Genomic DNA, 21,842 nt, shown 5'->3' with positions numbered 1-21,842 from the left:
GGGGTCGCGCCGGATCGACTTCGTGGCCAGCCCTGGGTTCGCCACGTCGGATTTCGGCGGGACCGAGCTGTCCGCCGCCGTCGAGGGAGGCCGCACCTCCGATGTCCACGGGTTCGACGTCAGGCCCGCCGCCGAGCTGTCCTGGACCCGCTTCGTCCAGGACAGCTATACCGAGAACGGCGCCACCGGGGCGGAGCTGGCCGTCTCCGGCAAGGCCGAGAACGCCCTGACCGCCACCCTCGGCGTCGCGGCGTCCGCCCCGTTCCGGACCGAGACGCTGGGCACGGTCACGCCATCGCTCGAGGTCCGCTGGGGCTATGACTTGGTGCAGCCGGATGCCACCATCACCTCGCGCTTCGCGGGGGCGACCGGCGGCAGCTTCACGGTCGAGGGCAACGAGCCGTCGCGCAACGCCGTGATCCTCGCCGCCGGCGTCTCGGCCGAGCTGCCCATGGGGCTGGCCCTGAACCTGGGTGCCGCCGCCGAGCTGCGCGACGGCCAGCAGGCCTACGCCTTGCTCGGCCGCATCCGGTACCAGTGGTAGGAGTTACGTCAGTCGGCGAATGGGGCGGACCCGGCCGGGCCCGCCCCGCGGTTCCTCAGAACGGGCTGTCGGGGAAATAGAAGTCCTTCGCGTTGTCCTTGGTGATCAGCACCGACGGGACGATCGTGGTTTCGGGCAGCGACTCGCCCTTCAGGCGGGCCTCGGCCGTCATCTTGATCGCCTCGTAGATGAATTTCGGCGAGTAGGAGACGTTGGCCTGGATGCGCGGGTCGGCGCCGTCGATCAGCGTCTTGATCATGCCCTTGGCGCCGGCGCCGCCGAAGACGATCTTGATGTCCTCGCGCTTGGCCTGCTCGATCGCCTTCAGCACGCCGACCGCCATGTCGTCGTCGGCGGCCCACACCGCGTCGATCTGCTTGAAGCGGGTCAGGTAGTCCTGCATCACCTTGAAGGCGTCGTCGCGGTTCCAGTTGGCGTACCGGGCGTCCAGCAGCTTGATGTCGGGATAGTCCTTCATCACCGAGTTGAAGGCGTCCATCCGCTCGTTGTCGAGCGTGGTGGCGATGCCGCGCAGGGCCACGATATTGCCCTTCCCGTCCAGCGCCTTGGCGATGTACTCCGCCGGCACCTTGCCGAAGGCGGTGTTGTCGCCGGACACGTACGCGTCCTGGGCGCTGGTGTCGGTCAGGCCGCGGTCGACCACGGTCACGTACACGCCCTGCTTCTTGACCTGCGCCACCGGCCGGGTCAGCGCCGCCGACTCGAACGGGAAGATCACCAGCGCGTTGATCCTGTTGGCGGTCGTCAGGTCCTGGAGCTGGTTGGCCTGCTCGCCGGCGTTGGCCGCCGTCTTGATCGTGACCTTCAGGTCGGGATGCGCGGCCTCCAGCTCCTTCTTGGCCTCGTTGGCCCACCAGACGATGCCGGCGGTGAAGCTGTGGGTCGCCGCCGGGATCGCGACGCCCAGGTTGACCTTGTTCTGGGCGAACGCCGCCGCGGGCGCTCCGAACGCGACCGCGGCCGCGGCCATCGCGAATATGCAGGACTTCAACGTCATGGTCTCTTCCTCCCCTTGCTTATGCCGGCCATGCCGGCGTGGTCATTTCCGCCTTTGCAGGAACGCCACGATGATGATCACGAAGCCCTGGACCGCCGCGTTCAGGTAGACGCTGATGACGCTGGTCAGGTTCAGGATGTTGCTGATGACCGACAGCAGGATGGCGCCGACGACGGTCCCGACGATGCTGCCCGACCCGCCCTTCAGCGCGGTGCCGCCGACGATCACCGCGGCGATCGCCTCCAGTTCCCACAGCAGGCCGGTGGTCGGCGAGGACGAGCCCAGCCGCGGCACGTAGAGCAGCGTCGCGATACCGACGCAGGCGCCCAGCAGCGCGTAGGTCAGCACCTTGATCCGGTCCACGTTGACCGCGGCGTAGCGCGCCACCTGCTCGTTGGAGCCGATCGCCTGGACATAGCGCCCGTAGGCGGTGCGGTTCAGGATCAGGCCGCCCGCGACCGCCACCAGCAGGAACACCCAGACGGGGACCGGCACGCCGGCCAGGGTGGCGTAATAGACGGGGCCGTAGACGTCCGACAGCTCGTAGTCGAGCGTGATCGCGCCCCCGTTGGAGAAATAGGTCAGGTAGGCCCGGAAGATGCCGAGCGTGCCCAGCGTGACGATGAAGGGCTCGATCCGGCCGCGGGTGATCAGCAGCCCGTGGATCGTGCCGAACGCGGCGCCCAGCAGGACCGAGCAGACCATGCCGGCGGCCACCACCAGCACCGGCTGGGCGATCCAGCCGGCCAGCGTGTTCATCAGCAGGATGACCAGCCCGGCGATCAACGCCGCCATGGAGCCTACCGACAGGTCGATGCCGCCGGAAATGATGACGAAGCACATGCCGACCGCGATGATGCCGATGAAGGCGGTGCGGGTCAGCACGTTCGTCGCGTTGTCGAGCGAGGCGAAGTCGCCGTTCAGCAGGGTGCCGACGACGCAGAGCAGCACCAGCCCCGCGATCGGCCCGACGCCGTGCAGCCACGCGCCCACGGACCGCGCCCGCTGGAACCGGGATGCCGCCGGGACTTCAGCTTGCCGCTCTACCACGCCGCCCCCTCATTGCTTCGTTCCCGTCGCATGGGAGATCAGCTCCTCTTCGGTCAGATGTTGCGCGTCGACGACGGCCTGGATGCGGCCCGCGCGCATCACGGCGACGCGGTGGCACAGGCCGACCAGTTCCATCAGCTCCGACGAGACCACGACGACGGCGCGCCCCTCGCGCGCCAGCCGCTGGATCAGGAAATAGATGTCCCGCTTGGCGCCGACATCGACGCCGCGGGTCGGCTCGTCCAGGACGACCACCTTGGGCCGGGGGTGGAGAACTTTGGCGAGCGCCAGCTTCTGCTGGTTGCCGCCCGACAGGGAGGCGGCGCGGACATCCAGCGAGCCGGTGCGGATGCCGAACTCCCTCACGGCGCCCTCCAGCGCCCGGCGCTCCTCGCGGGGGCGCAGCCAGGGCTTTGCGTAGTGCTCCAGCGCCATCATGGTCAGGTTCTCGCTCAGGCCGAAGCCGACATGGAGGCCCTTTCCCTTGCGGTCCTCGCTCAGGTAGGTCAGGCCCTGGTTCACCGCGTCGCGCGGGGTGCGGATGCGGATCTCCCGGCCGTCCAGCTCGATGCGCTCGACACTGTGCGGGCGCAGCCCCAGCAGCCCCTCGAACAGCTCGGTCCGGCCGGCGCCGACCAGACCGGCGAACCCCAGGATCTCGCCGGGCTGCACCTCGAAGCCGATATCCGACGCCCAGCCGGGCACGTTCAGCCCCCGCACCCGGAGAAGCGGCGGCTTGCCGGCGGGCGCCGGGTCCTTGGGCGGGTAGAGGTCGGAAAGCTCCCGCCCGACCATCAGGTTGGCCATCTGGCGGCGGGTCACGTCGCGGGTGGCCCGCCGGGTGACGAAGCGGCCGTCGCGCATCACGATCACCTCGTCCGTGGTGCGCTCCACCTCGTCCAGCTTGTGGGAGATATAGACGATGGTGACGCCTTCGGCGTGGAGCCGCGCCATCAGGGCGAACAGGGCCTCGGTCTCCCCCGGGGTCAGGGAGGCGGTCGGCTCGTCCATGATCAGCAGGCGGGCGTTGCGGGCGAGCGCCTTGGCGATCTCGACCAGCTGCTTCTCCGCCACGATCAGCTGCCGGACCGGCGTGTCGGGGTCGCGGTCGAGGCCGACCTGGGCCAGCACCCGGACGGTGTCGGCCCGCATCGCCGCCTCGTCCAGCCACCAGCCGCGCTTCTTCTCGTGGCCGAGGAAGATGTTCTGCTGGATGGTCAGGTCCTCGGCCAGGTTGAATTCCTGGTGGATCAGGACGATCCCGGCGGCCTCGGCGTCGCGGGAGCTGCGGAAGCTCCGGGGTTGCCCGTCCACATGGACGGTGCCGCCGGTCGGCTGCTCGTAGCCGCTGAGGATCTTCATCAGCGTGGACTTGCCGGCGCCGTTCTCGCCCAGAAGGCCGTAGACCCGGCCGGGCGCCAGCTCGAAGCCGACGCCGTGCAGCACCCGCACGGGGCCGAACTCCTTCACGATATCCTCGAACCGGACGCCTATGCTCATCGGTCCACACTCTCCAGCCGGCCCGGCTCCGGCAGCCGGCCCCGCGCCTTGTCCCTGTCGGTTCCCCGGCTCCTCATGGCCTCCTGCATCGCCAGGACGCCGGCGCCGATCAGCCCGGCCTGCTCGCCGAGAGGCGTGTACTGGATCTGGAGGTTCCGGGTGGAGAGCGGCAGGGAGCGCTGGTAGACGCTCTGCCGCACGGAGGCGAGGAACAGCGGCCCGATTCGGGCCCCCTCGCCGCCGATGAAGACGTGGGACGGGTTGAAGAAATTGACCACCGAGGCCAGCATCTGCCCGATCAGCGCCCCGGCGCGCTGGATGATCATGTTGGACGCGGCGTCGCCCGCCCGGCTGGCCTGGGCCACGTCGCCCAGGTCGATCGCCCCCCTGGCCGCGAGGATGTCGGCCAGCACCGGGCTTTCGCCGGCCTCCGCCGCCTCCACCCCCATGCGGGCGATGGCGGGTCCGGCGGCCATGGCCTCGACGCAGCCGATATTGCCGCAGTGGCAGCGCGGGCCGTGGGTGTCCACGCAGATATGCCCGACGTCGCCGGCGGAGCCGTTGGCCCCGCGATAGACCTGCCCGTGGCAGACGATCCCGCAGCCGATTCCGGTGCTGACCTTGATGACCAGGAAGTCCTGGGGCTCCCGCCGCAGGTGCCACAGCTCGCCCAGCGCCATCAGGTTCACGTCGTTGTCCACGAAGATGGGCGCCGCGTAGTCGGCCCGCAGGTCGGCCCGGATCGAGAAGCTGTCCCATTCCGGCATCAGCGGCGGCGCGACCAGCTCCGCAGTGTCGAAATTGACCGGGCCGGGAACGCCGATGCCGATGCCGAGCACCTGGTCGGCCGTGGCGCCGCAGCGCGCCAGCAGGCCGCGCATCCGCGCCCGGACATGGGACAGCACCAGCCCGGGGCCCCGGCGCACGTCGATCTCCTCCCCGTCGCGGGCCAGCAGGTGGAGGTCGGGGGTGAAGACGGCGACGTCGAACCGGGTGGCGTCGAGATCGACGCCCAGCAGCACGCCCAGCCCGCGGTTGATGCGGATCGTCTCGGCGCGCCTGCCGCCGGTCGATTCCTGAAGGCCGATCTCCTCGACCAGCCCCTGCTCGATCAGTCCGGCCACGAGGGCGTTGGTGCGCGTCTTGGAGAAGGCGGCGCGCGTCGAGATCAGGTCGCGGGAAAGGCCCGGGGACCAGAACAGCAGGTCCAGCACGGCCCTTTCGCTGGCCGACAGGCCGGACCATGGAGTCGAGGACCCTGGTATCAAGACAGCCACACCGGAACGCTCCCCACGACAGCCGTCTGATCGCGGCTTGCGGGGAACGCTACGGCGGGATCTTCAGACCGTCAAGCCCGAAGATCGGCCCAACCCGTTTGGACTTCGACCCCTTTCAGGCGTAAGTCGGCAGATTTCCGCCCAACTCGTCCTCGACATGGACCCGGATGATCTCGTCGAACGACCGTTCCGCGGTGAATCCCAGGGACTCCGCCCGGCTGGTGTCGAAATCCCGCGCCCAGCCGGACACGATCCCCATGATGAAGGGATCGGGCTCGTGCCGGATCAGCTTCACGGCTTTCTCGCCGGCGACCCGGCGCAGCGCCTCGATCTGCTCCCCCACGGTGGCGGACAGGCCGGGCATCGACAGGTTGCGGCGCCAGCCCAGCCGCTCCAGGTCCATGGTCGCGGCGTGCAGCAGGAACCCGACCGCGGAACGCGGGCTGGCGTGCCAGTGGCGCACGTCCTCGCCGACCGGCAGCACGGCCTCCTGCCCGGCCAAGGGTTCGCGCAGGATGTTGGAGAAGAAGCCCGACGCCGCCTTGTTCGGCTTGCCGGGGCGGATGCAGATGGTCGGCAGCCGGATGCCGATGCCGTCGAAGAAGCCCCGCCGCGAATAGTCCGACAGCAGCAGCTCCCCCATGGCCTTCTGGGTGCCGTAGCTGGTCAGCGGGGTGGTGAAGAACTCGTCGCCGATCTTCTCCGGGAAGGGCGCCCCGAACACCGCGATGGAGGAGGAGAAGACGACGCGCGGCTTGTACGGCTCCCGGGCGGCCTCCCGGGTGGATTGGAGCCGGATCGCCTCGAACAGGAAGCGGGTCCCGTCGAGATTGATGGCGTAGCCCTTCTCGAAATCCGCTTCCGCCTCGCCGGAGACGATGGCCGCGAGGTGGAAGATCACGTCCGGCCGCGCCGCGACCAGCTTCTCCACCTCGCCCGGTTTGGAGATGTCGAGGGCGGCGGTCCGCACCTCGCCCGTGAAGCCGGCGGGCGCGTCCGCCTCGACCATGTCGGCCAGGGTCAGGACGTCCACGCCCTGCCCGCCGAGTTGGCCGTCAACCGCCAAACGCCCGGCCAGTTTGCGGCCGACCATGCCGGCCGCGCCGATGATGAGAATATGCATGCTCTTTCCCCCTTCGCCGCCTTCTCGTCGCGGCTTGTCCGACGACGCTATGGCGCGAGCCGGGGACCGTCAACCCTGGGATGAGGCCGGTCCCGGCGGACCCGGCGGCGCCGTCGATACCGGAGCCTTGGATGTGAACCCCTTCATAGCGGGGCCGCCGGTTCGGCCCTACTCGTTCCGACCTACTCCAGGAGCAACTCCGGAACGCGAGGCACGGGATGGCGACGGCGCGGACGACATCGGTTGGGGTGCGGTCCCCGGGCATCGCCGACGGCGGCGCCGAAGAGATCCGGAACGCCGTCTTCCTCTCCGCCATGGCGGGACGCAGGGCCATGGCCGTCACCGCGGACCGGGAGGACGACGCCGCCCTCCTGGCCATGGCCGTCGCGTCGCGCATGGAGGCGGCGGGTGCCGTGATCATGACCGCCGTCGCCCAGCCCGGCACGACTCTGGACGACCTGCTCGACCAGGCGACCCCGCCGCGGAACCGCCCGGCGGGACGCGGGTCCGACGGCAGCCCCGCGGCGCTGGCCTCGCGCCTGCTCCAGGGGGAGGATGCCGGGCTTCTCGTCGTCCTCCAGGCCCATGCCCTGGACGCGGGCCTGCTCGGCCGGCTTCTGGCGCTGTCCCGGGCCGAACCGGGCGAGGGCCGCCTGCTCCAGGTGCTGCTGGCCGGGACCGCCGGGCTCGGCCTGGACCAGGACGGCGCGGTGTCCCGGTGGCACCTCGCGCTGCCGCAGGAGGCGGGTCTGCCGCAGGCCGTTCCCGGCGGACGGCCGACCCCGGGTCCGCACCGGCTCCGCATACCGGCCCTGGCGTGCGTCGCGGCCATCGCCGCGGCGGGGTGGCTGGCCGCCGCCGGGCGGGAGCCGGCTCCTGTCCGCCAGGAGGCGGCGGAGGCACCGGCGTCGGCGGAGAGGCCGGTGACGGCGGGCGCCCTGCTGGTTTCCAGCGATCATGGACCAGCCCCGAGCATACCCGCCGGGGAGACGGTGGTGGTGCGGGTGGAGACCGCCTCGGACAGCTTCGTCTATTGCTACTACACGGACGGGCTCGGCCAAGTGGCGCGGCTCTTCCCCAACCGGTTCCAGCCCGACGCCCTGGTTCCGGCCGGCAGGGTCGTGGAGGTGCCGCCCGGACCGGACCGGCCGTTCCACATCCGCCTGGACACGCCGGGACGACCGGAGGTGGTCACCTGCCTGGCATCGCCGGCCGAGGTGGACGGCGCCACGCTCGACGGGATCGACGGCGTCCGCACCGACGACTTGCTCCCGATCCCCGGGCTGGAGTTGCAGGACATCCTGGGCGCCTTCGCGAGGCTGTCGGGGCCGGGAGTGGACAGCGCCACCATGCCCATCACCGTCACGGCGGCGGCACGTCTTTCCCCCTATCTTCAGAACGCCGGCCTGTCGGCGGGCAGCGAGTAGCCGGGCGGCGGGGTGCCCGCCAATCCGCTCACCCCCCGGGAGCATGTCAACAAACGTGGTCATCCGTTCGCCTTGGTGTGACTGTCAGGAGTTGCCGACGCGTTCCGGGGATGGGGTGCCGGAGTTGATCTCCCCCCGGGGGGATGTCAGCAAAAGTCGTCATGCGTACTCCTTGGCGCGATGCCCGGCGTTGCCTGGAACGGCGCAGGCGACCGTATCGGCGATGGCTACACCCCCTGGGGATGTCAACAAACGTGATCATTCATATCTGGAGACCTTATGTTGCCCAGTCGATCCGGGCGGGGCAGCTGGACCGATGCGTTGGGCCACGGGCCCAACCTACGATCGACGGTCCGCATCACTTCTGCCCTGCATCAAACCGTAGGTTGGCCTTGGCCCAACGCTTCGCGGCGAGTGGGGCGGCAAGTCGCATGAACGGGAGCTGGTCAACTTGGTCGGCAACCGCTCCAATGAGCTTGCGCCGGTGGATGAAGATAAGGCTGGCGGAGTTTTCAGGGCTTTTTATCCTATTATTTTCAGGATTACAATCCTGAAGCCTGACGTGGAGCCGGAATTCGGGATCGCTTCATCAATACCGGAAATGGATCTCAACGCGTCGCACTGCCTGAAGGCAGCCGTGGCCTCAGCCGAAATGCGCACCCAACCGACCAGCGCACCCTACCCCAACCCATCGGGCAGGCCGCCGCGAATCCTGCCCCGCGGTCACAAGACCAGCCAATCGACGGATGTGTCCAAGGCCTCGGCGAGCGCCTTGTAAGCCTCCACCGACCCAGGCTTCTTGCCCGCCTCGATCTCGGACAGATAACCCGCGCTCACTCCCGACTTGGCGGCGAGCGCCCGCAACGACAGCCCCCGGAATTCGCGCCAAACGCGGACGGCGCTCTGCCCATTGATGATTCGCCCGGCCTACTCCAGCGGCATCGGCTGACCGCCGCGCGCGTTCATCGCGGCTAGGATGACTTCCAGGTCCTCGACCCGCTCGGTGAGCGCGTCGTACTCGGCGCGGGAGATGGTGAGCGTCTCAGTCATAGGCTGCTCTCCGATGTCGAACGCGGTGGACCAGCAGGACAGACATGGTACCGGCCCGACGACACTTCCGCTGCACATGGTAGTAATAGCGCCGAGACCCATCAGGAAACCCGACCACAGGCTGCGACCAGCCTGTGCAGCGGCTTGGGCGCGATACCAGATCGGCTTAGTCTTCGCTGCTTTGTTGGCGTGTGCCACGGTGCTGTCGCTGGTATGCTCTTCCGGCGTCGCGCGACATTAGCTAGAGCGGTACCCGATCATGTTGAACCGCTCCGGTCCTCGCAACCGGCCGTTCCACTCGCCGCATTGTGTTGCGCCATAGGCGCAACCTACGGCTTGATGCAGGGCGGAGGTGATGCGGTCTGACGATCGTAGGTTGCGCCCATGGCGCAACGCATCGGATCAGCTGTCTCGGGCGGATCGACCTGATCGGGTACAGCTCTAACGTTGTTTTGCATTGTTTGATGCTAACCGAGATTCTCAGACACCATCCAGCATATCAGCCTGTGTTGCCCGGGATACTTGCGACGACTGGAAGATGGCGGAAATCGGCGGCTCTGCGTTTGAACGCGTTGCGACACGTTCCGGGAGACAGAGCCCCCTGAAAGCCTGATCCCTGGAAGGGGTTGGCTGGTTGGGGCGGCAGGATTCGAACCTGCGTATGGCGGTACCAAAAACCGCTGCCTTACCGCTTGGCGACGCCCCAGCCTTGAGGTGGGGCGGACCATAGCCACAAAAGCGTGCTTCCGCAAGCGGCTGCTTGGCACCATCTCCAGGTGCGGAAGGCCCGTCCGCTGGAGCTGGCGTCTGCACAAACCACATGGGAGATGCGTCGGAAATTCCATTTGACGCAACGCAGCATGTAATTATATAGCAATTCACAGCGCCGATTTGAGCACCAGCTTGCGGGCGCTTTATAAATGCAGCTAAAGAGCGTGGGGATCCGCCCGGCGTAGCTGCTGTGGGCGGATTTTTGTTTTTGCGGGGTATGGGGATGATCGAGTTTCACGGTGTCGAGAAGGTATTTCCCGGGCGCGGCGGCGGTCCCGAGGTTCGCGCGCTCGACGGGATCGACCTTTCCGTCGGCCGCGGCGAGATCTTCGGGATCATCGGCCGCAGCGGGGCGGGCAAGAGCACGCTGATCCGCGTGGTCAACATGTTGGAGCGGCCGACCGCCGGGCGGGTCACGGTCGATGGCGTCGACATGGCGGCGCTGGACGGTTCCGGCCTGCGCGCCGCCCGGCGCGGCATCGGCATGATCTTCCAGCATTTCAACCTGCTGTCGTCGCGCACCGTGTACGACAATGTGGCGCTGCCGCTGGAACTGGCCGGCCTGCGCAAGGCGGAGATCAAGGCGAAGGTGGAGCCGCTGCTCGACCTGGTCGGCCTCGCCGACAAGCGGGACCGCTATCCCGCCGAGCTGAGCGGCGGCCAGAAGCAGCGGGTCGGCATCGCCCGCGCCCTGTCCAGCGAGCCCAAGGTGCTGCTGTGCGACGAGGCGACCTCGGCGCTCGACCCGGAAACAACCACGTCGATCCTGCGCCTGCTGGCCGACATCAACGATAAGCTCGGCCTGACCATCGTCCTGATCACCCACGAGATGGCCGTGATCAAGGAGATCTGCCACCGCGTCGCCGTCATGGAGGCCGGCCGCATCATCGAGCGCGGCGACGTGTTCGACGTGTTCACGGCGCCTCGGCACCCGACGACCCGCAGCTTCGTCTCGGCCGTGGCCGGGGCCGAGTTGCCGGAGACCCTGGCTGCCCGGCTGGTGGCGGAGCCGCTGCCCGGCGGCAACCCGGTGCTGCGCATCACCTTCAAGGGCGCCATGGCCAACACGCCGATCATCAGCCAGATAACCCGGCGCTTCGGGCTCGACGTGAACATCCTGCATGGGCGGATCGATCATATCCAGGGCGCCCCGTTCGGCATCCTGGTGGTCGAGGCGGTCGGCGGCGCCGAGGCGGTGCAGTCCGCCATCTCGTTCATCCAAGTCAACAACCTGTCGGTAGAGGTCCTCGGACATGTCCCCGCAAGTCTACGCGCTGCTGGTTAACGCCACCGTCGAAACGCTCTACATGGTGGGTCTGGCAGCGCTGCTGGGTACCCTGCTGGGGCTGCCGCTGGGCATTCTGCTGGCGACCACCGGGCGGGGCGAACTGCTCCAGAACGTGGCGTTCAACCGGATCGCCGGCGTGGTGGTCAACGCCACCCGCTCCACCCCGTTCATCATCCTGGTCGTCGCGATCATCCCCTTCACCCGGCTGGTCGCCGGCACCTCGATCGGGACCTCGGCGGCGATCGTGCCGCTGACCGTGGCGGCGATCCCGTTCATCGCGCGCCTGATCGAGGGCGCCATCCGGGAGGTGGACCGCGGCCTGATCGAGGCGGCCGAGGCGATGGGCGCGACGCCGCTCCAGATCATCGCCAAGTTCCTGCTGCCCGAGGCGCTGCCCGGCATCGTGCTGGGCCTGACGCTCGCGGTGGTCAGCCTGATCGGCTACTCGGCCATGGTCGGCGCGGTCGGCGGCGGGGGCCTGGGCGACCTGGGCATCCGGTACGGCTACCAGCGCTTCCTGCCGGAAGTGATGGCCGCCGTCGTCCTGGTGCTGATCGTGCTGGTCCAGATCGTCCAGAGCCTGGGCGACCGGCTCGCCCGCAAGCTCAACAAGCGGGCCATCGGAACCCGCTGATCAAGACGAACAATCAATTCGACAGCCTGAAGAAAGTGGGACCCTCATGAACATCCCCTCCGCCAAGATCCTGTCCCGGCGCCTCGGCGCCGCCCTGGTCGGCGCCGCCGCCATCGCCCTCGCGGGCGCGGCCTCCGCCGAGACCGTCCGGGTCGGCGTTTCGGCCGGCCCGCACGCCCAGATCCTGGACGCGGTCAAGCCGATCGCCGCCAAGCAGGGGCTGGAGATCAAGATCGTCGAGTTCACCGACTACGTCATCCCCAACGCGGCCCTGGCCGCCGGCGAGATCGAGGCGAACTCCTTCCAGCACCAGCCCTACCTTGACAACCAGGTCCAGGACCGGGGACTGGACCTGGTCTCGGTCGGCAAGACCGTCGTGTTCCCCATGGGGATCTACTCCAACAAGGTGAAGAGCCTGGCCGAGCTGCCCGAGGGCGCCACCGTGGCCGTGCCGAACGACCCGACCAACGGCGGCCGGGCGCTGCTGCTGCTGGAGGCCGAGGGCGTGATCAAGCTGACCGAGGGCGCCGGGCTGAAGGCCACCCCGATCGACGTCGTCGAGAACCCGAAGAACATCCGCATCGTCGAGCTCGACGCGGCGCAGCTCCCCCGCTCGCTCGGCGACGTGACGGCGGCGGCGGTCAACACCAACTACGCGCTGGAATCCGGCCTGAACCCGCTGACCGACGCGATCGCCCGCGAGAGCGCGGACTCCCCCTACACCAACATCATCGCGGTGCGCGAGCAGGACAAGGACAAGCCCTGGGTCAAGCAGCTGGTCGAGGCTTACCACTCGCCGGAGGTCAAGCAGTTCGTCCAGGACAAGTTCAAGGGCTCGGTGGTCGCCGGCTGGTGATCCGCGGCGGTTCGGCGGGGTTGTTGCCAATCAACCATTGGGAACATTTCTAGCGACCGTTTTCTCCTTCGGTTCGTCGTCCGCGGGCTTGACCCGCGGATCTCAAGGCACGGAGGCTCCAATGCTTCCCGTGAACGATGGCCGGATCAAGTCCGGCCATGACGAAAATAGAGTAATCTTACCTGAGACTAACCCTTTCGCAACGTTAGCAATCGCCGTGCCGGACAGCCGTGGACTTGATCCGGCCATCGTCTCGCGGGTCTCACCGGGGCTCCGTGGCTGGAGATGCCCGGATCAAGTCCGGGCATGACGATAAAGGGAAGATGAAGTATCCTGAGCATCAGCTTGGGGTTGATCGGCAATCGCCGTGCCGGACAGTCGTGCCGATGACGGGGCGGGTGATCCGGCGGGCGGTTCAGCTGCGCCGGGTCATCGCTTTGACGATGTAGACGGCCTTCACCGCGTCGGCCCCGACCACCTCGCGCAGCAGGGACAGGATACGGCTCTTCATGTCGGTCAGCGTCTCCGCCGACACGTTGCTGCTGCCGGGGATCGGCGCCGGCGTGACGCGGGTCAGCAGCAGGTCCCGGATGCGGGGAAGCTGTTCCTCGATCCGCGTCACGGCGGCGGCATCGGTCGCCTGGACGTCCAGGACGAGGTCGAGGCGGCCGACCATGCTGCGGTCCTCCAGCAGCAGGGGCAGCGTCAGGTTGGTGATCGGCACGCTGAGCGAGACCGGGCCTTCCTTCTTCTCGGACGCCTGCGCCTCGGATGTCGGGGCGGCGCAAGCCAGGACGCCCGCGAGCAGGATGCCTGCCCGCAGGAACTTCACGAAATCGCTCATGGACGCACCGTCGTCGGAAGGATCGGGTAACCGGCCCAATCCATACACCGGCACGGGCTTACCATTCGTGAAGAACCGGAAAAGAAAAACCTTTCAGGCCAGCAGCCCGCCCGCCCGGATCCACCATCCGGGGTGACGGCTCTCCAGGCCGGCGGCTGCGGCGGCGGCTTCCTCCCGGTCGGCATAGAGCGCGAAGCAGGTGGCGCCGCTGCCCGACAGGCGAGCGAGCAGACACCCCGGCGTCCGGCCCAGCGCTTCCAGCACTTCGCCGATGGCGGGGACCAGGGTCCGCGCCGGGGCGGTCAGGTCGTTGCCCCGAGCGGCCAGCAGCGTCGCCAGGGCGGCGGCATCGGCCGGCGGCTCCCCGTCGAAGCGGGCCGGGAGGGAGAATGCGCCGCTCCGGGCCTTGAACACCGCCGGGGTGGCCAGCGGCGTTCCGGGGTTGACCAGCACCACCGCGCAGGGCGGCAGCGGCGGCGCCGGATCCACGATGTCGCCGATCCCGCCGAAATAGGCGGGCCTGCCGCTGAGGCAGACGGGCACGTCGGCCCCCAGGCGGGTAGCGATCGGTGCCAGCCGGGAGTCGTCCCCGCCGATGTCCCACAGCCGGGCCAGCGCCCGCAGGCAGGCGGCGGCGTCGGCCGATCCGCCGCCGATGCCGGACGCCACCGGCAGGCGCTTGGTCAGCGTGATCGCGACGCCGGGCTCCTCCCGTCCGGTCGCGCGCCCGAGCAGGACGGCGGCCCGGGTCACCAGGTTGTCGCCGGCGGCCTCCCCGGCCAGGGCGGGCGCGAAGGGGCCGTCGATCTCCAGCGTCAGGCGGTCGGCCGGGCGGACCGCCACGGTGTCGTGGACGTCGGCGAAGACGACGAGGCTGTCCAGCTCGTGATATCCGTCCGGACGGCGGCCGAGAACATGCAGGTAGAGGTTGAGCTTCGCCGGAGCGTGCTCGACCATCACGGACCGGTCGGGAGTCATCGGGCGGGGGACTGGCCTTGCGCGGGACCCTGGGAAGCCGGGGACTGCGGAGGGGGCGCGGTCAGGTCGGCGGCGGTCTGGTGCCGGGGCAGCCCATTGTCGAGCTTGGCCTGGATCGTCTTGGCCAGTTCCGGCTCCTCGGCGTTCTGAAGCGCGCGGCGCCACTGGAACCGCGCCTCCGCCCGGCGGCCGACCTGCCAGTAGGCGTCGCCCAGGTGGTCGTTGATGGTCGGGTCGAGCGGCTTCAGCTCCACCGCGCGCTCCAGGTGGGTGACGGCGCCGCCGAAATCGCCCAGGCGGTAGAGCGCCCAGCCCAGGCTGTCGATGATGTAGCCGTCGGACGGCTTCAGCTGGACCGCCCGCTCGATCATGGACCGGCCGCGGTCCAGGTTCACGCCGCGGTCGATCCAGGAATATCCCAGGTAGTTGAGCAGCAGCGGCTGGTCGGGGGACAGTTCCAGCGCCCGCTGGAGGTCCCTCTCGGCCTCGGTCCAGCGCTTGGTCTTGTCGTAGGAGATCGCCCGCGTGTAGTAGAGCAGCCAATGGCGCGCCTGCGGCTCGCCCAGCCGTTCCAGCGCCGCATCGTAGGCGGCGATCGCCTGGTCGAACCGCTCGGCCCCGCGCTGCACGTCGCCCAGCTCGATCAGCGCGTCGGCCCGGTCGGGCCGTTCGGCCGCCATGGCGTCCAGCAGGGCCACGGCCTCGTCGGTCCGGCCCAGCTTCTCCAGCAGGCCGGCGCTGCGCAGCCGGGCGGTCCAGCGCAGCCCGTCGCCACCGCCGACCGCGGAATATTCCGCCAGCGCCGCCTCGTAGCGGGTGCGCTGGGACAGGATGTCGCCGATCATCAGGCGGGCCAGCGGCAGGTCGGCGCGCAAATGGACCGCGATGCGGCCGTACATCAGCGCCAGTTCGCCGGCCCCTTCCTGGTTCAGGGCGCTCGCGATGTCGAACAGCGCCTCAGCGATGCCCTGGCGGGGGTCGGCGACGGTCGGCGCCGGCTTCTCGCCGCGTGCCAGCCGGTCCAGGTCGGCCTGGAGCAGCAGGGTGCCGGGATTGTCGGCGATGAATTTCTCATAGAGGGCGCGGGCCTCCTCCGGCCGTCCGGCCCGCTCGAAGAAGCCTCCGACCGTCTGGACGATCCGCAGCGGCGCCCCGGCGCCGATCGCCTTCAGGAACCAGCTTTCGGCCGCGGCCGCGTCGCCGGCATGCTCCGCGATCAGGCCGGCGTGGAAGTTGTAGAGCACCGCGAAGCCCTGGGCCTTGGACATGGACTCCAGCGCGGACCAGGCGGCCGGCAGGTCGCCCCGGCCGACGGCGATCCAGGCCAGCATGATCGGCTCGACATAGCGGGCCAGCGCGTCGTCGGTGCCGCCGGCGAGCCGAGCCTGAGCCTCCGCGAAGCGGCCGGCGATCACGTCGTCCGCCGCCAGCAGGGTGGCCGCCAGATGGTTGCCGGGTTCGGCCTCGGTCAGCCGGCGGGCCAGGCCGGCGGCGTCGCCGATCCGGCCGTCGCCCAGCTGCAGCAGGTAGGTCCGCCGCAGCAGCGCCAGGTTGCCCGGATCGCTGGCGAGCGCCCGCCCCATGAATTCGGCCGCGGCGGCCCAGTCGTCGGTCTGCTGCGCGTGCCGGCCGGCGAGATAGCTGCCGGTGACCGTCGTCACCGCCGCCAGGGTCTCGGCGGACAGGCGGGTCTCGGCCCCCGCCTGCGCCGTCATCGCCCCGGCCGGAGCGCCGCCCCCGGCAAGCGCCCCCACGATGGTACCGGCGATAAAGCCGCGCTTCAGAGCGACGAAGAGAGTGTCCATGCCGTCCTCATCCTGCCCCGGCCGAGCCGGTCCATCCATTCCTGATGGACTATACCGTAGAGGTCAACTCCTTAAGCCATCAATAACCACGTTGCCGCCCGAGGCCATCGCCTCGATCGGATCGGGGACCGGCTGCACCGCCGTGGCGAAGCTCGACCGGAACTCGGCCAGGGTGGCGCCCTCGAACAAGGCGGCGCCCTCGGCGAAGACGGCATCGATATCGGCATAGAGCCGCTCGATCGCCGCGGCATCGCGGAACGTCGGGCTGCCCCCCGGCATGAACTCGGACGAGTGCAGCATGAACTCCACATGGGCGGCGCCGGCCGCCGCCTCGGACCGCACCAGGTCGACCATGTCGGCGCCGTTCCTGCCGTTCGGGCGCAGCCAATGGTTCTTCAGCATCCGGTTCAGCAGGCGGACCGGAAGGCCGCCCTGCTGCAGGTAGCCGTCGAAGACGTCGCGCAATGCCAGGGGCAGGCGCTTGGAAACGGACATCGGGACTTCCAGGAGCGGCGACTGGCCCGGCCGGCCCAGGTCGGCGGGATCGACGAAATAGGGAGCGCCGGGGTAGCCCTGGTAATTGGTACCGCCGTCGCCGGCTGGATTGCCCGGGGTTCCGCGCCAGTCGACATGGGGCGTCACCGAGCAGTCGACCAGATAGCCCTGCTCGATCAGGATGCCGGCATAGGTCTCGTTCATCGCCCAACGGCCGGCACGGTGGCTGGTGATCGGCGTGTCGAAGACGTCCTGCAGCAGCTTGGTCATGTAGTCGATCTTGGCCCTCATGACCTCGACCGGATACTCGACGAGGTACGGCTTGTACTTGTGGTCGTCCTCGGTGAGCGGCACCGACGGCGGGGAGTCCCACGCGTGCAGGTGCATGCCGATCTCGCCCTGGCCCCGTGCCAGGACGTCCCGGCCGAATTCGACGAAGGCCGGGGAAACGGCCATCTCGTGGTTCACCAGGTATGTCGGCTTCAGCCCGTGCCGCTCGCAAAGGTCCTGGAATCGCGGAAGGTACGTCGCGTTGCGCGTCGTGGTCTCACGCGGGCCGCTCCATATGTTGTCGCCCTCTGTATCTATTGTGATGATGAAACTACCCAACGAATGTTCCCCTGGGCTGAAAATGCCTGCCTAGACAACCACAAAAACAGCTTTCTGTCCCCCCTCCCTGATGCAATACATTGCTCTGGTAGGAGGAAATGACCAAGTGCCCCAGGATTTCACTTAAAGCGCCAACGCAACCCTACCAGGGCCAACAGTCGGAAGAAATTCGGTTACCCCAATCGCCGATAACGTTTGCTCCCGCTGCTCATGCTTTTTATTTTGAGGGAGCAAGCCACAAAGTTTACTTCAGCCGGAACATAATTTTGATACAAAATATTCTAATGAGCTACCGTTCTTTGAGTATTTGGCGGAAATCACCAAGCAGCATTAGACTTCGGCGGGACGCGTTCCCCTGGCGCGCGGAGCGCGGGCACGGTCCTGCGCGATTGACAGGAAGCATCCGCCCGCGATTCATCTATCGATAGAACGAGTGGAGGCAGTCAAACACTTGGCTTGATGATGAAAAAAGCAGCAGAACTACTTCGGGCCCGCCGCGACTGCCGTCGTCACCAGGAGCGGACCGGCCCGACATCCATATGGACGAAGTCGCTTTGGGGATAGAAGCCGACGCCCCCGGCCCGCAGGCGCAGCGCCGCCCGCCTGACCATCCGGGTGTCGGTCCCCGGAACCCGGATGTCGATCGCCATGCCGCGCATATGGAAGCTGCTGCGGGCGACCCCGCCGCCGCCGGTTTCCCGCAGCATCTCGTTGGTCTCGGGCGAGCGGTAGCCGGAGATGACATGGAGCGGCGCGCGGGCGCCGAGCCGGGCATGCAGCGCGTGGATTGTGTCCAGCAGCCCGGGATCGATCGGGTGAACCGCATCGGTGCGGTGGTCCCGCAGGATCCTGTCGATGGCCCGCAGCGCGTCGCGCTGGTAGCGCCCCCGGTTCCAGTATTCCGCGGTGAGCCGCTCGCCGGTATGGGTGTTCAGGAGCGATACCCGCCGGGGCGGGGCGACCCGGCCGGCGGCCAGGGCCTGGGCGGGATCCAGGATGACGGAAGTGGCGGCGGCGACACCGAAGCAAAGGAATGAACGACGCCCGACCATGCTTGCCCGGCCCTGCTCCGCGCGCTCATCCCGCATCATCCCGCCCCCAGCGAAAACACCTGCAATTCCTGATCAAACCCGGCGACCGCATCAATATGTCGTCGCGCCGGCCCCAGCATTGCCGGGGCGGGTTAAGCAAAGGTTTACATACACGGGACAAGCCGCTGATACCGCTATATTCCGGCGGCCGCGGAGTGACCATTTCGAGACATGGCGGCGGATATGGCAGCGGATATGGCGGCGGTGCCGCATCTTCCGGCGCGGGCGGGACGCGCCGGGGCGGCCGGCGCGAGGCGGATCAGTTCACCGCCTGCGCCACCGTCTGCTGGACCGGCAGCCGCTTCGCCAGGGCGTTCATGAAGGCGCCGTCGCGGTCATAGATATCCTCCCGGAACTGGGTCCGGCCGGCCTCGTCGACGAAGACGGTCTGGTAGGTCAGGTGGACCGGGACCGATTGCCGCAGCCAGACGGTCTTCGTCTCCCCGGCGTCGAGAACCTGCCGGCGGCGCTCCGCCGTCCAGTCCGCCATGCCCTCCATCAGGAACCGGGCCAGGGCGTCGGGATCGCCGACGCGGACGCAGCCCGACGACAGGCCGCGGGCGTTGCGGCTGAACTTGTCGCGCGCCGGGGTGTCGTGCAGGTAGACGTCGAATTCGTTGGGGAACATGAACTTGACCTGGCCCAGCGAGTTCTTCGGCCCCGGATCCTGGCGCATCCGGTAACGGGTGATCCTGGACCCGACGCTCCGCCAGTCGATCCCCCGGGCGTCGAGCTTCCGCGCGCCGGCCGCCCAGCTCTCGTACAGGGTTATGCCGTTCTCCTTCAGGTAGCCGGGATTGCGGATCAGCTTCGGCAGGATGTCGTTGCGGGCGACCGTGGGCGGGATCGTCCAGGTCGGATTGAACACCAGATGGTTGATGCGGTGGCTGAACACCGGCGTCGGTCGCTCCACGGTGCCGACGATCACCGGCATGCGCAGCGGCTCGACCCCCGGCGCCACGCCCTTGAGGGTGTAGCCGGGTATGTTCACCATGACGTGCCGCTCGCCCAGGTCATCCTCCAGCCAGCGCCAGCGCTCCATGTTGGCGATGATCTGGCCGACCCGCCGGGCCGCCGGGATGTTGAGAGCCGCCCGCGTCGAGACGCCGACCACGCCGTCCTGGCCAAGGCCGTTGTAGGACTGGAACCGCTTCACCGCCGCCTCCAGGGGAGCGTCGTACAGCGGGGAGGCGAGGTCCTTGCCGGCATAGTCGCCGGTCGCGGCGAGGCGCCGCCGCAGCGCCGGCACGCCGGCGTCCTGCATGCCCGGCTTCAGCACCGGCCCTTCGCCCGCCGCGGGCCAGCCGCCCGCCGCCGCGACCGCGCGGTACCGCTTCAGCACGTCGCGCAGGGCCGCGTACTGCGGATGGGGCGGCGTGAAGCCGGTCAGGAAGGCGGCGAGGTCCGGCGCCGCCAGGGCGGCCCGGGCGATCTCCTGCGGGTCGAGGCGGGGCGGCGCCGCGGCAAGCTCCGGCGCGATCTGGCGGGGAGCCAGGCGTCCGGCGCGCAGGTCGACGGCGTATTCCATGACCGCGTCGGTGATCAGCAGGTCCAGTTCGGCCAGCGTCGCCACGTCGGCCATGCCCTGCCGCCGCTCGATCGCGTCGGGATGGTAGTGCTGCGGCTCCAGCCCTTCCCGTTCCGCCTGCCGGACCAGCGCCACCAGCCCGGGCGCCGCGGGGGCCAGGCCGGAAGCGTCGGTCCAGGCCGGGTCGAAGCCCCTCTCGGCATAGAAGCGGCGAAGCGCGGCGAGATTGCGCAGCCGCTGGCCGTCCACCTCGAGCGGGCCGTCCTTGCCGAGCCGGCGCGCGATCGCGACGTCGGCCTCCGTCGCCTCCGCCAGCGCCGGAAGGAACGGCTCGACCGCCTGGGCCGACGCGGGCGCCGCGCCGGGCCAGCCGCCGAGGGCGCAAAGGACCAGGACTCTACGGAGAAGGACTCTCATCGACTTTCCACCACAACTCTTTCGGTGCGACTATACACCTAAATGAAGTGGTAGGCAGCTTGGTTCCAATTTTGTCCCGCATCGTGGCCCGGCGACCACGATGCGGGCACCCGGGCAATCCCGGAGACATAAGGGTTTATTGTTCTGTAATGAATTGCGGCCATCCTGCACGCGAGGCATGAGCGGCCACCAGAATGCTCGCCTGGTGCCACGATCCGCCGACGGAACATGATGACGCCCGAATTCTTGCAGGATGTGTTGGACAGGCACTCGCGATGGGTCAGGGGTCTGGCGGGCGGGGCTCGCGCCGATCTTTCCCTGTCGAACCTGGAGGGACTGGATCTCTGCTACGTCGACCTGCGCGGCGCCCTGCTGCGCGGCGCCAAGCTTGCCAGGGCCAACCTGGCGTGCGCAAGGCTGTCCGGCTCCGACCTGTTCTGCGTCGACCTGCGCCACTGCGACCTGCGCGGCGCCGATCTTTCCGGTGCCGACCTGCGCGGCGCCCGGCTGCATTCGGCGGACTGCACCGGGGCCAATTTCCGGGACGCCGACCTGCGCGAGGGGAACCCGATGGCTCCCATCGGCGGTCCCCCGGACCCGCAGGCCAGCCCCCGCGCGCCCGGGCACGGCCTGCCGGTGCCCGCCGGACTGTGCTCGCGGACGGACCTGACCGCCGCGTCGCTGCGCCGGGCCGACCTCACCGGGGCGGACCTGACCGGCTGCAACCTGCAGAATGCGGATCTCAGCGAAGCCGACCTGACCGGCACGAACCTGTCGGAATGCCGCCTGTGCGGCGCGAACCTGGACGGCGCGGCGCTGGCCGGCACCCGGTTCCACAACGCCGACCTGGTCGGCACCCGCCTGTCCGGCTGCGACCTGACCCATGCCGACCTGGCCGGCGCGCATTTCACCAAGATGCTGGACACCCTGGGGCTGGAGATCCAGCGAGTGATCAACAACCACGAGCGCTGGATCGAGAGCGGCGGCGCGCGGGGCGCCCGGGCCGAACTGGACGGCGCCGACCTCAACCGCGTCGACCTGCGCAACGTCAACCTGAGCGGCGCCACCCTGCGCGGAGCGTCGCTGGTCAAGGCCCTACTGGCGGGCGCCAGGATGATCATGGCCGACCTGTCCGGCGCCGACCTGTCCGGCGCCAACCTCAGCGGCGCCGACCTGTCGGGCGCCAACCTCAGCTACGCCCGGCTGAACGGCGCGGACCTGCACGACGCGCTGCTGTGCCCCGCGCAGATCCTGGACGGCAACGGCAAGCCGAGCGGCCGGATCTGGGCGACCTCCCTGCTGGGGGCCGACCTGCGCCGGGCGCATCTCGTCGGCACGCAGCTGGCCTCCGCCAACCTCAGCGAGGCGAACCTCGACCTCGCCGACCTCGCCGGCGCCGACCTGACCGGCGCCAAGCTGCCCGGGGCGCCGTATTTTCGCTGACCGAGCCGCTGCGGCATCCCGGCGGTTGCAATCGTATTCCAACGGCGTCTAAATGGGAGCAGGTTCCAGGTTCGTCTTCGGTCGGGACGCGCGT

19 protein-coding genes, 1 tRNA gene, 1 pseudogene and 1 riboswitch are annotated in these 21,842 nt (G+C 68.9%); of the genes and pseudogenes, 7 read left to right on the top strand and 14 right to left on the bottom strand.

Annotated elements, in window-relative coordinates; genetic code table 11:
• The first annotated feature begins 22 nt into the window (after positions 1-22).
• Positions 23-544: an autotransporter outer membrane beta-barrel domain-containing protein gene (locus IGS68_RS35355; protein WP_371821881.1), complete on the top strand. Its 522-nt coding sequence runs from the start codon at positions 23-25 to the stop codon at positions 542-544.
• Positions 545-599: 55 nt separating this feature from the next.
• Here the strand turns inward: IGS68_RS35355 and IGS68_RS04070 are convergent, their stop codons facing one another.
• From IGS68_RS04070 to denD, 5 genes are all read right to left on the bottom strand, one after another.
• Positions 600-1,562 (bottom strand): substrate-binding domain-containing protein, encoded by a 963-nt coding sequence (locus tag IGS68_RS04070; RefSeq protein ID WP_201077525.1) that lies wholly within the window; start codon positions 1,560-1,562, stop codon positions 600-602.
• Between the two features lie 42 nt (positions 1,563-1,604).
• Positions 1,605-2,612, bottom strand: a complete 1,008-nt coding sequence (locus IGS68_RS04065) for an ABC transporter permease (RefSeq protein ID WP_201077523.1) — start codon at positions 2,610-2,612, stop codon at positions 1,605-1,607.
• A 9-nt stretch (positions 2,613-2,621) separates the two neighbouring features.
• A complete protein-coding gene (locus IGS68_RS04060; protein ID WP_201077521.1) occupies positions 2,622-4,112 on the bottom strand; it encodes a sugar ABC transporter ATP-binding protein in 1,491 nt (496 codons plus the stop codon).
• Entirely contained in the window at positions 4,109-5,389 is a 1,281-nt protein-coding gene (locus tag IGS68_RS04055; RefSeq protein ID WP_247881166.1) for an ROK family transcriptional regulator, read from the bottom strand. The genes IGS68_RS04060 and IGS68_RS04055 overlap by 4 nt, the downstream gene beginning before the upstream one ends.
• A 115-nt stretch (positions 5,390-5,504) precedes the next feature.
• The gene (denD, locus tag IGS68_RS04050) at positions 5,505-6,512 is read right to left on the bottom strand and encodes a D-erythronate dehydrogenase (RefSeq protein WP_201077520.1); all 1,008 of its coding nucleotides are present in this window, start codon (positions 6,510-6,512) and stop codon (positions 5,505-5,507) included.
• A 218-nt stretch (positions 6,513-6,730) separates the two neighbouring features.
• Between denD and IGS68_RS04045 the strand changes: the two genes are divergently transcribed.
• Complete coding sequence (locus IGS68_RS04045; protein WP_201077519.1) at positions 6,731-7,939, top strand: DUF4384 domain-containing protein; 1,209 nt, start codon at positions 6,731-6,733, stop codon at positions 7,937-7,939.
• A 451-nt stretch (positions 7,940-8,390) separates the two neighbouring features.
• A complete protein-coding gene (locus IGS68_RS04040; protein ID WP_201081737.1) occupies positions 8,391-8,717 on the top strand; it encodes a hypothetical protein in 327 nt (108 codons plus the stop codon).
• A gap of 14 nt (positions 8,718-8,731) precedes the next feature.
• Here IGS68_RS04040 and IGS68_RS36255 read toward each other — a convergent pair.
• The 3 genes and pseudogenes from IGS68_RS36255 to IGS68_RS04030 form a co-directional block, all read right to left on the bottom strand.
• Positions 8,732-8,776, bottom strand: a pseudogene (locus tag IGS68_RS36255) (hypothetical protein); the annotation flags it as partial.
• A gap of 90 nt (positions 8,777-8,866) precedes the next feature.
• Complete coding sequence (locus IGS68_RS35890) at positions 8,867-8,989, bottom strand: hypothetical protein (protein ID WP_256445751.1); 123 nt, start codon at positions 8,987-8,989, stop codon at positions 8,867-8,869.
• Positions 8,990-9,620: 631 nt separating this feature from the next.
• Positions 9,621-9,695, bottom strand: a tRNA-Gln gene (locus IGS68_RS04030).
• Positions 9,696-9,862: 167 nt separating this feature from the next.
• Positions 9,863-9,940, top strand: a riboswitch (SAM riboswitch).
• 43 nt (positions 9,941-9,983) lie between these two features.
• Between IGS68_RS04030 and IGS68_RS04025 the strand changes: the two genes are divergently transcribed.
• From IGS68_RS04025 to IGS68_RS04015, 3 genes are read left to right on the top strand one after another with little or no spacing between them, the layout of a single operon-like run.
• Positions 9,984-11,045, top strand: coding sequence for a methionine ABC transporter ATP-binding protein (locus tag IGS68_RS04025; protein ID WP_201077517.1), 1,062 nt, complete (start codon positions 9,984-9,986; stop codon positions 11,043-11,045).
• A complete protein-coding gene (locus tag IGS68_RS04020; protein ID WP_201077516.1) occupies positions 11,014-11,682 on the top strand; it encodes a methionine ABC transporter permease in 669 nt (222 codons plus the stop codon). Before IGS68_RS04025 ends, IGS68_RS04020 begins: the two co-directional genes overlap by 32 nt.
• Positions 11,683-11,728: 46 nt before the next feature.
• On the top strand, positions 11,729-12,538 hold the full coding sequence (locus tag IGS68_RS04015; RefSeq protein ID WP_201077515.1) for a MetQ/NlpA family ABC transporter substrate-binding protein: 810 nt from the start codon (positions 11,729-11,731) through the stop codon (positions 12,536-12,538).
• A gap of 415 nt (positions 12,539-12,953) precedes the next feature.
• Here IGS68_RS04015 and IGS68_RS04010 read toward each other — a convergent pair whose 3' ends face one another.
• The 6 genes from IGS68_RS04010 to IGS68_RS03985 all read right to left on the bottom strand — a co-directional run bounded on the left by IGS68_RS04010 (position 12,954) and on the right by IGS68_RS03985 (position 20,305).
• Positions 12,954-13,382 carry a flagellar basal body-associated FliL family protein gene (locus IGS68_RS04010; protein ID WP_201077513.1) on the bottom strand — a complete coding sequence of 143 codons (429 nt, stop codon included), beginning with the start codon at positions 13,380-13,382 and terminating at the stop codon, positions 12,954-12,956.
• A 93-nt stretch (positions 13,383-13,475) separates the two neighbouring features.
• Positions 13,476-14,360, bottom strand: coding sequence for a 4-(cytidine 5'-diphospho)-2-C-methyl-D-erythritol kinase (locus tag IGS68_RS04005; protein WP_201077511.1), 885 nt, complete (start codon positions 14,358-14,360; stop codon positions 13,476-13,478).
• Complete coding sequence (locus IGS68_RS04000) at positions 14,357-16,165, bottom strand: tetratricopeptide repeat protein (RefSeq protein WP_201077510.1); 1,809 nt, start codon at positions 16,163-16,165, stop codon at positions 14,357-14,359. The genes IGS68_RS04005 and IGS68_RS04000 overlap by 4 nt, the downstream gene beginning before the upstream one ends.
• A 63-nt stretch (positions 16,166-16,228) precedes the next feature.
• Positions 16,229-17,269, bottom strand: a complete 1,041-nt coding sequence (locus tag IGS68_RS03995; protein WP_201077509.1) for a polysaccharide deacetylase family protein — start codon at positions 17,267-17,269, stop codon at positions 16,229-16,231.
• Positions 17,270-17,778: 509 nt separating this feature from the next.
• Entirely contained in the window at positions 17,779-18,360 is a 582-nt protein-coding gene (locus tag IGS68_RS03990) for a DUF882 domain-containing protein (RefSeq protein WP_201077508.1), read from the bottom strand.
• 259 nt (positions 18,361-18,619) lie between these two features.
• On the bottom strand, positions 18,620-20,305 hold the full coding sequence (locus IGS68_RS03985; protein ID WP_201077507.1) for a L,D-transpeptidase family protein: 1,686 nt from the start codon (positions 20,303-20,305) through the stop codon (positions 18,620-18,622).
• Positions 20,306-20,560: 255 nt separating this feature from the next.
• Between IGS68_RS03985 and IGS68_RS03980 the strand changes: the two genes are divergently transcribed.
• Positions 20,561-21,748 (top strand): pentapeptide repeat-containing protein, encoded by a 1,188-nt coding sequence (locus IGS68_RS03980; RefSeq protein WP_247881347.1) that lies wholly within the window; start codon positions 20,561-20,563, stop codon positions 21,746-21,748.
• The last annotated feature ends 94 nt before the right edge of the window (positions 21,749-21,842 follow it).

This window comes from Skermanella sp. TT6, assembly GCF_016653635.2.
Classification (GTDB): Bacteria; Pseudomonadota; Alphaproteobacteria; order Azospirillales; family Azospirillaceae; genus Skermanella; species Skermanella cutis.
This window is presented reverse-complemented; position numbering and strand designations above follow the sequence as displayed.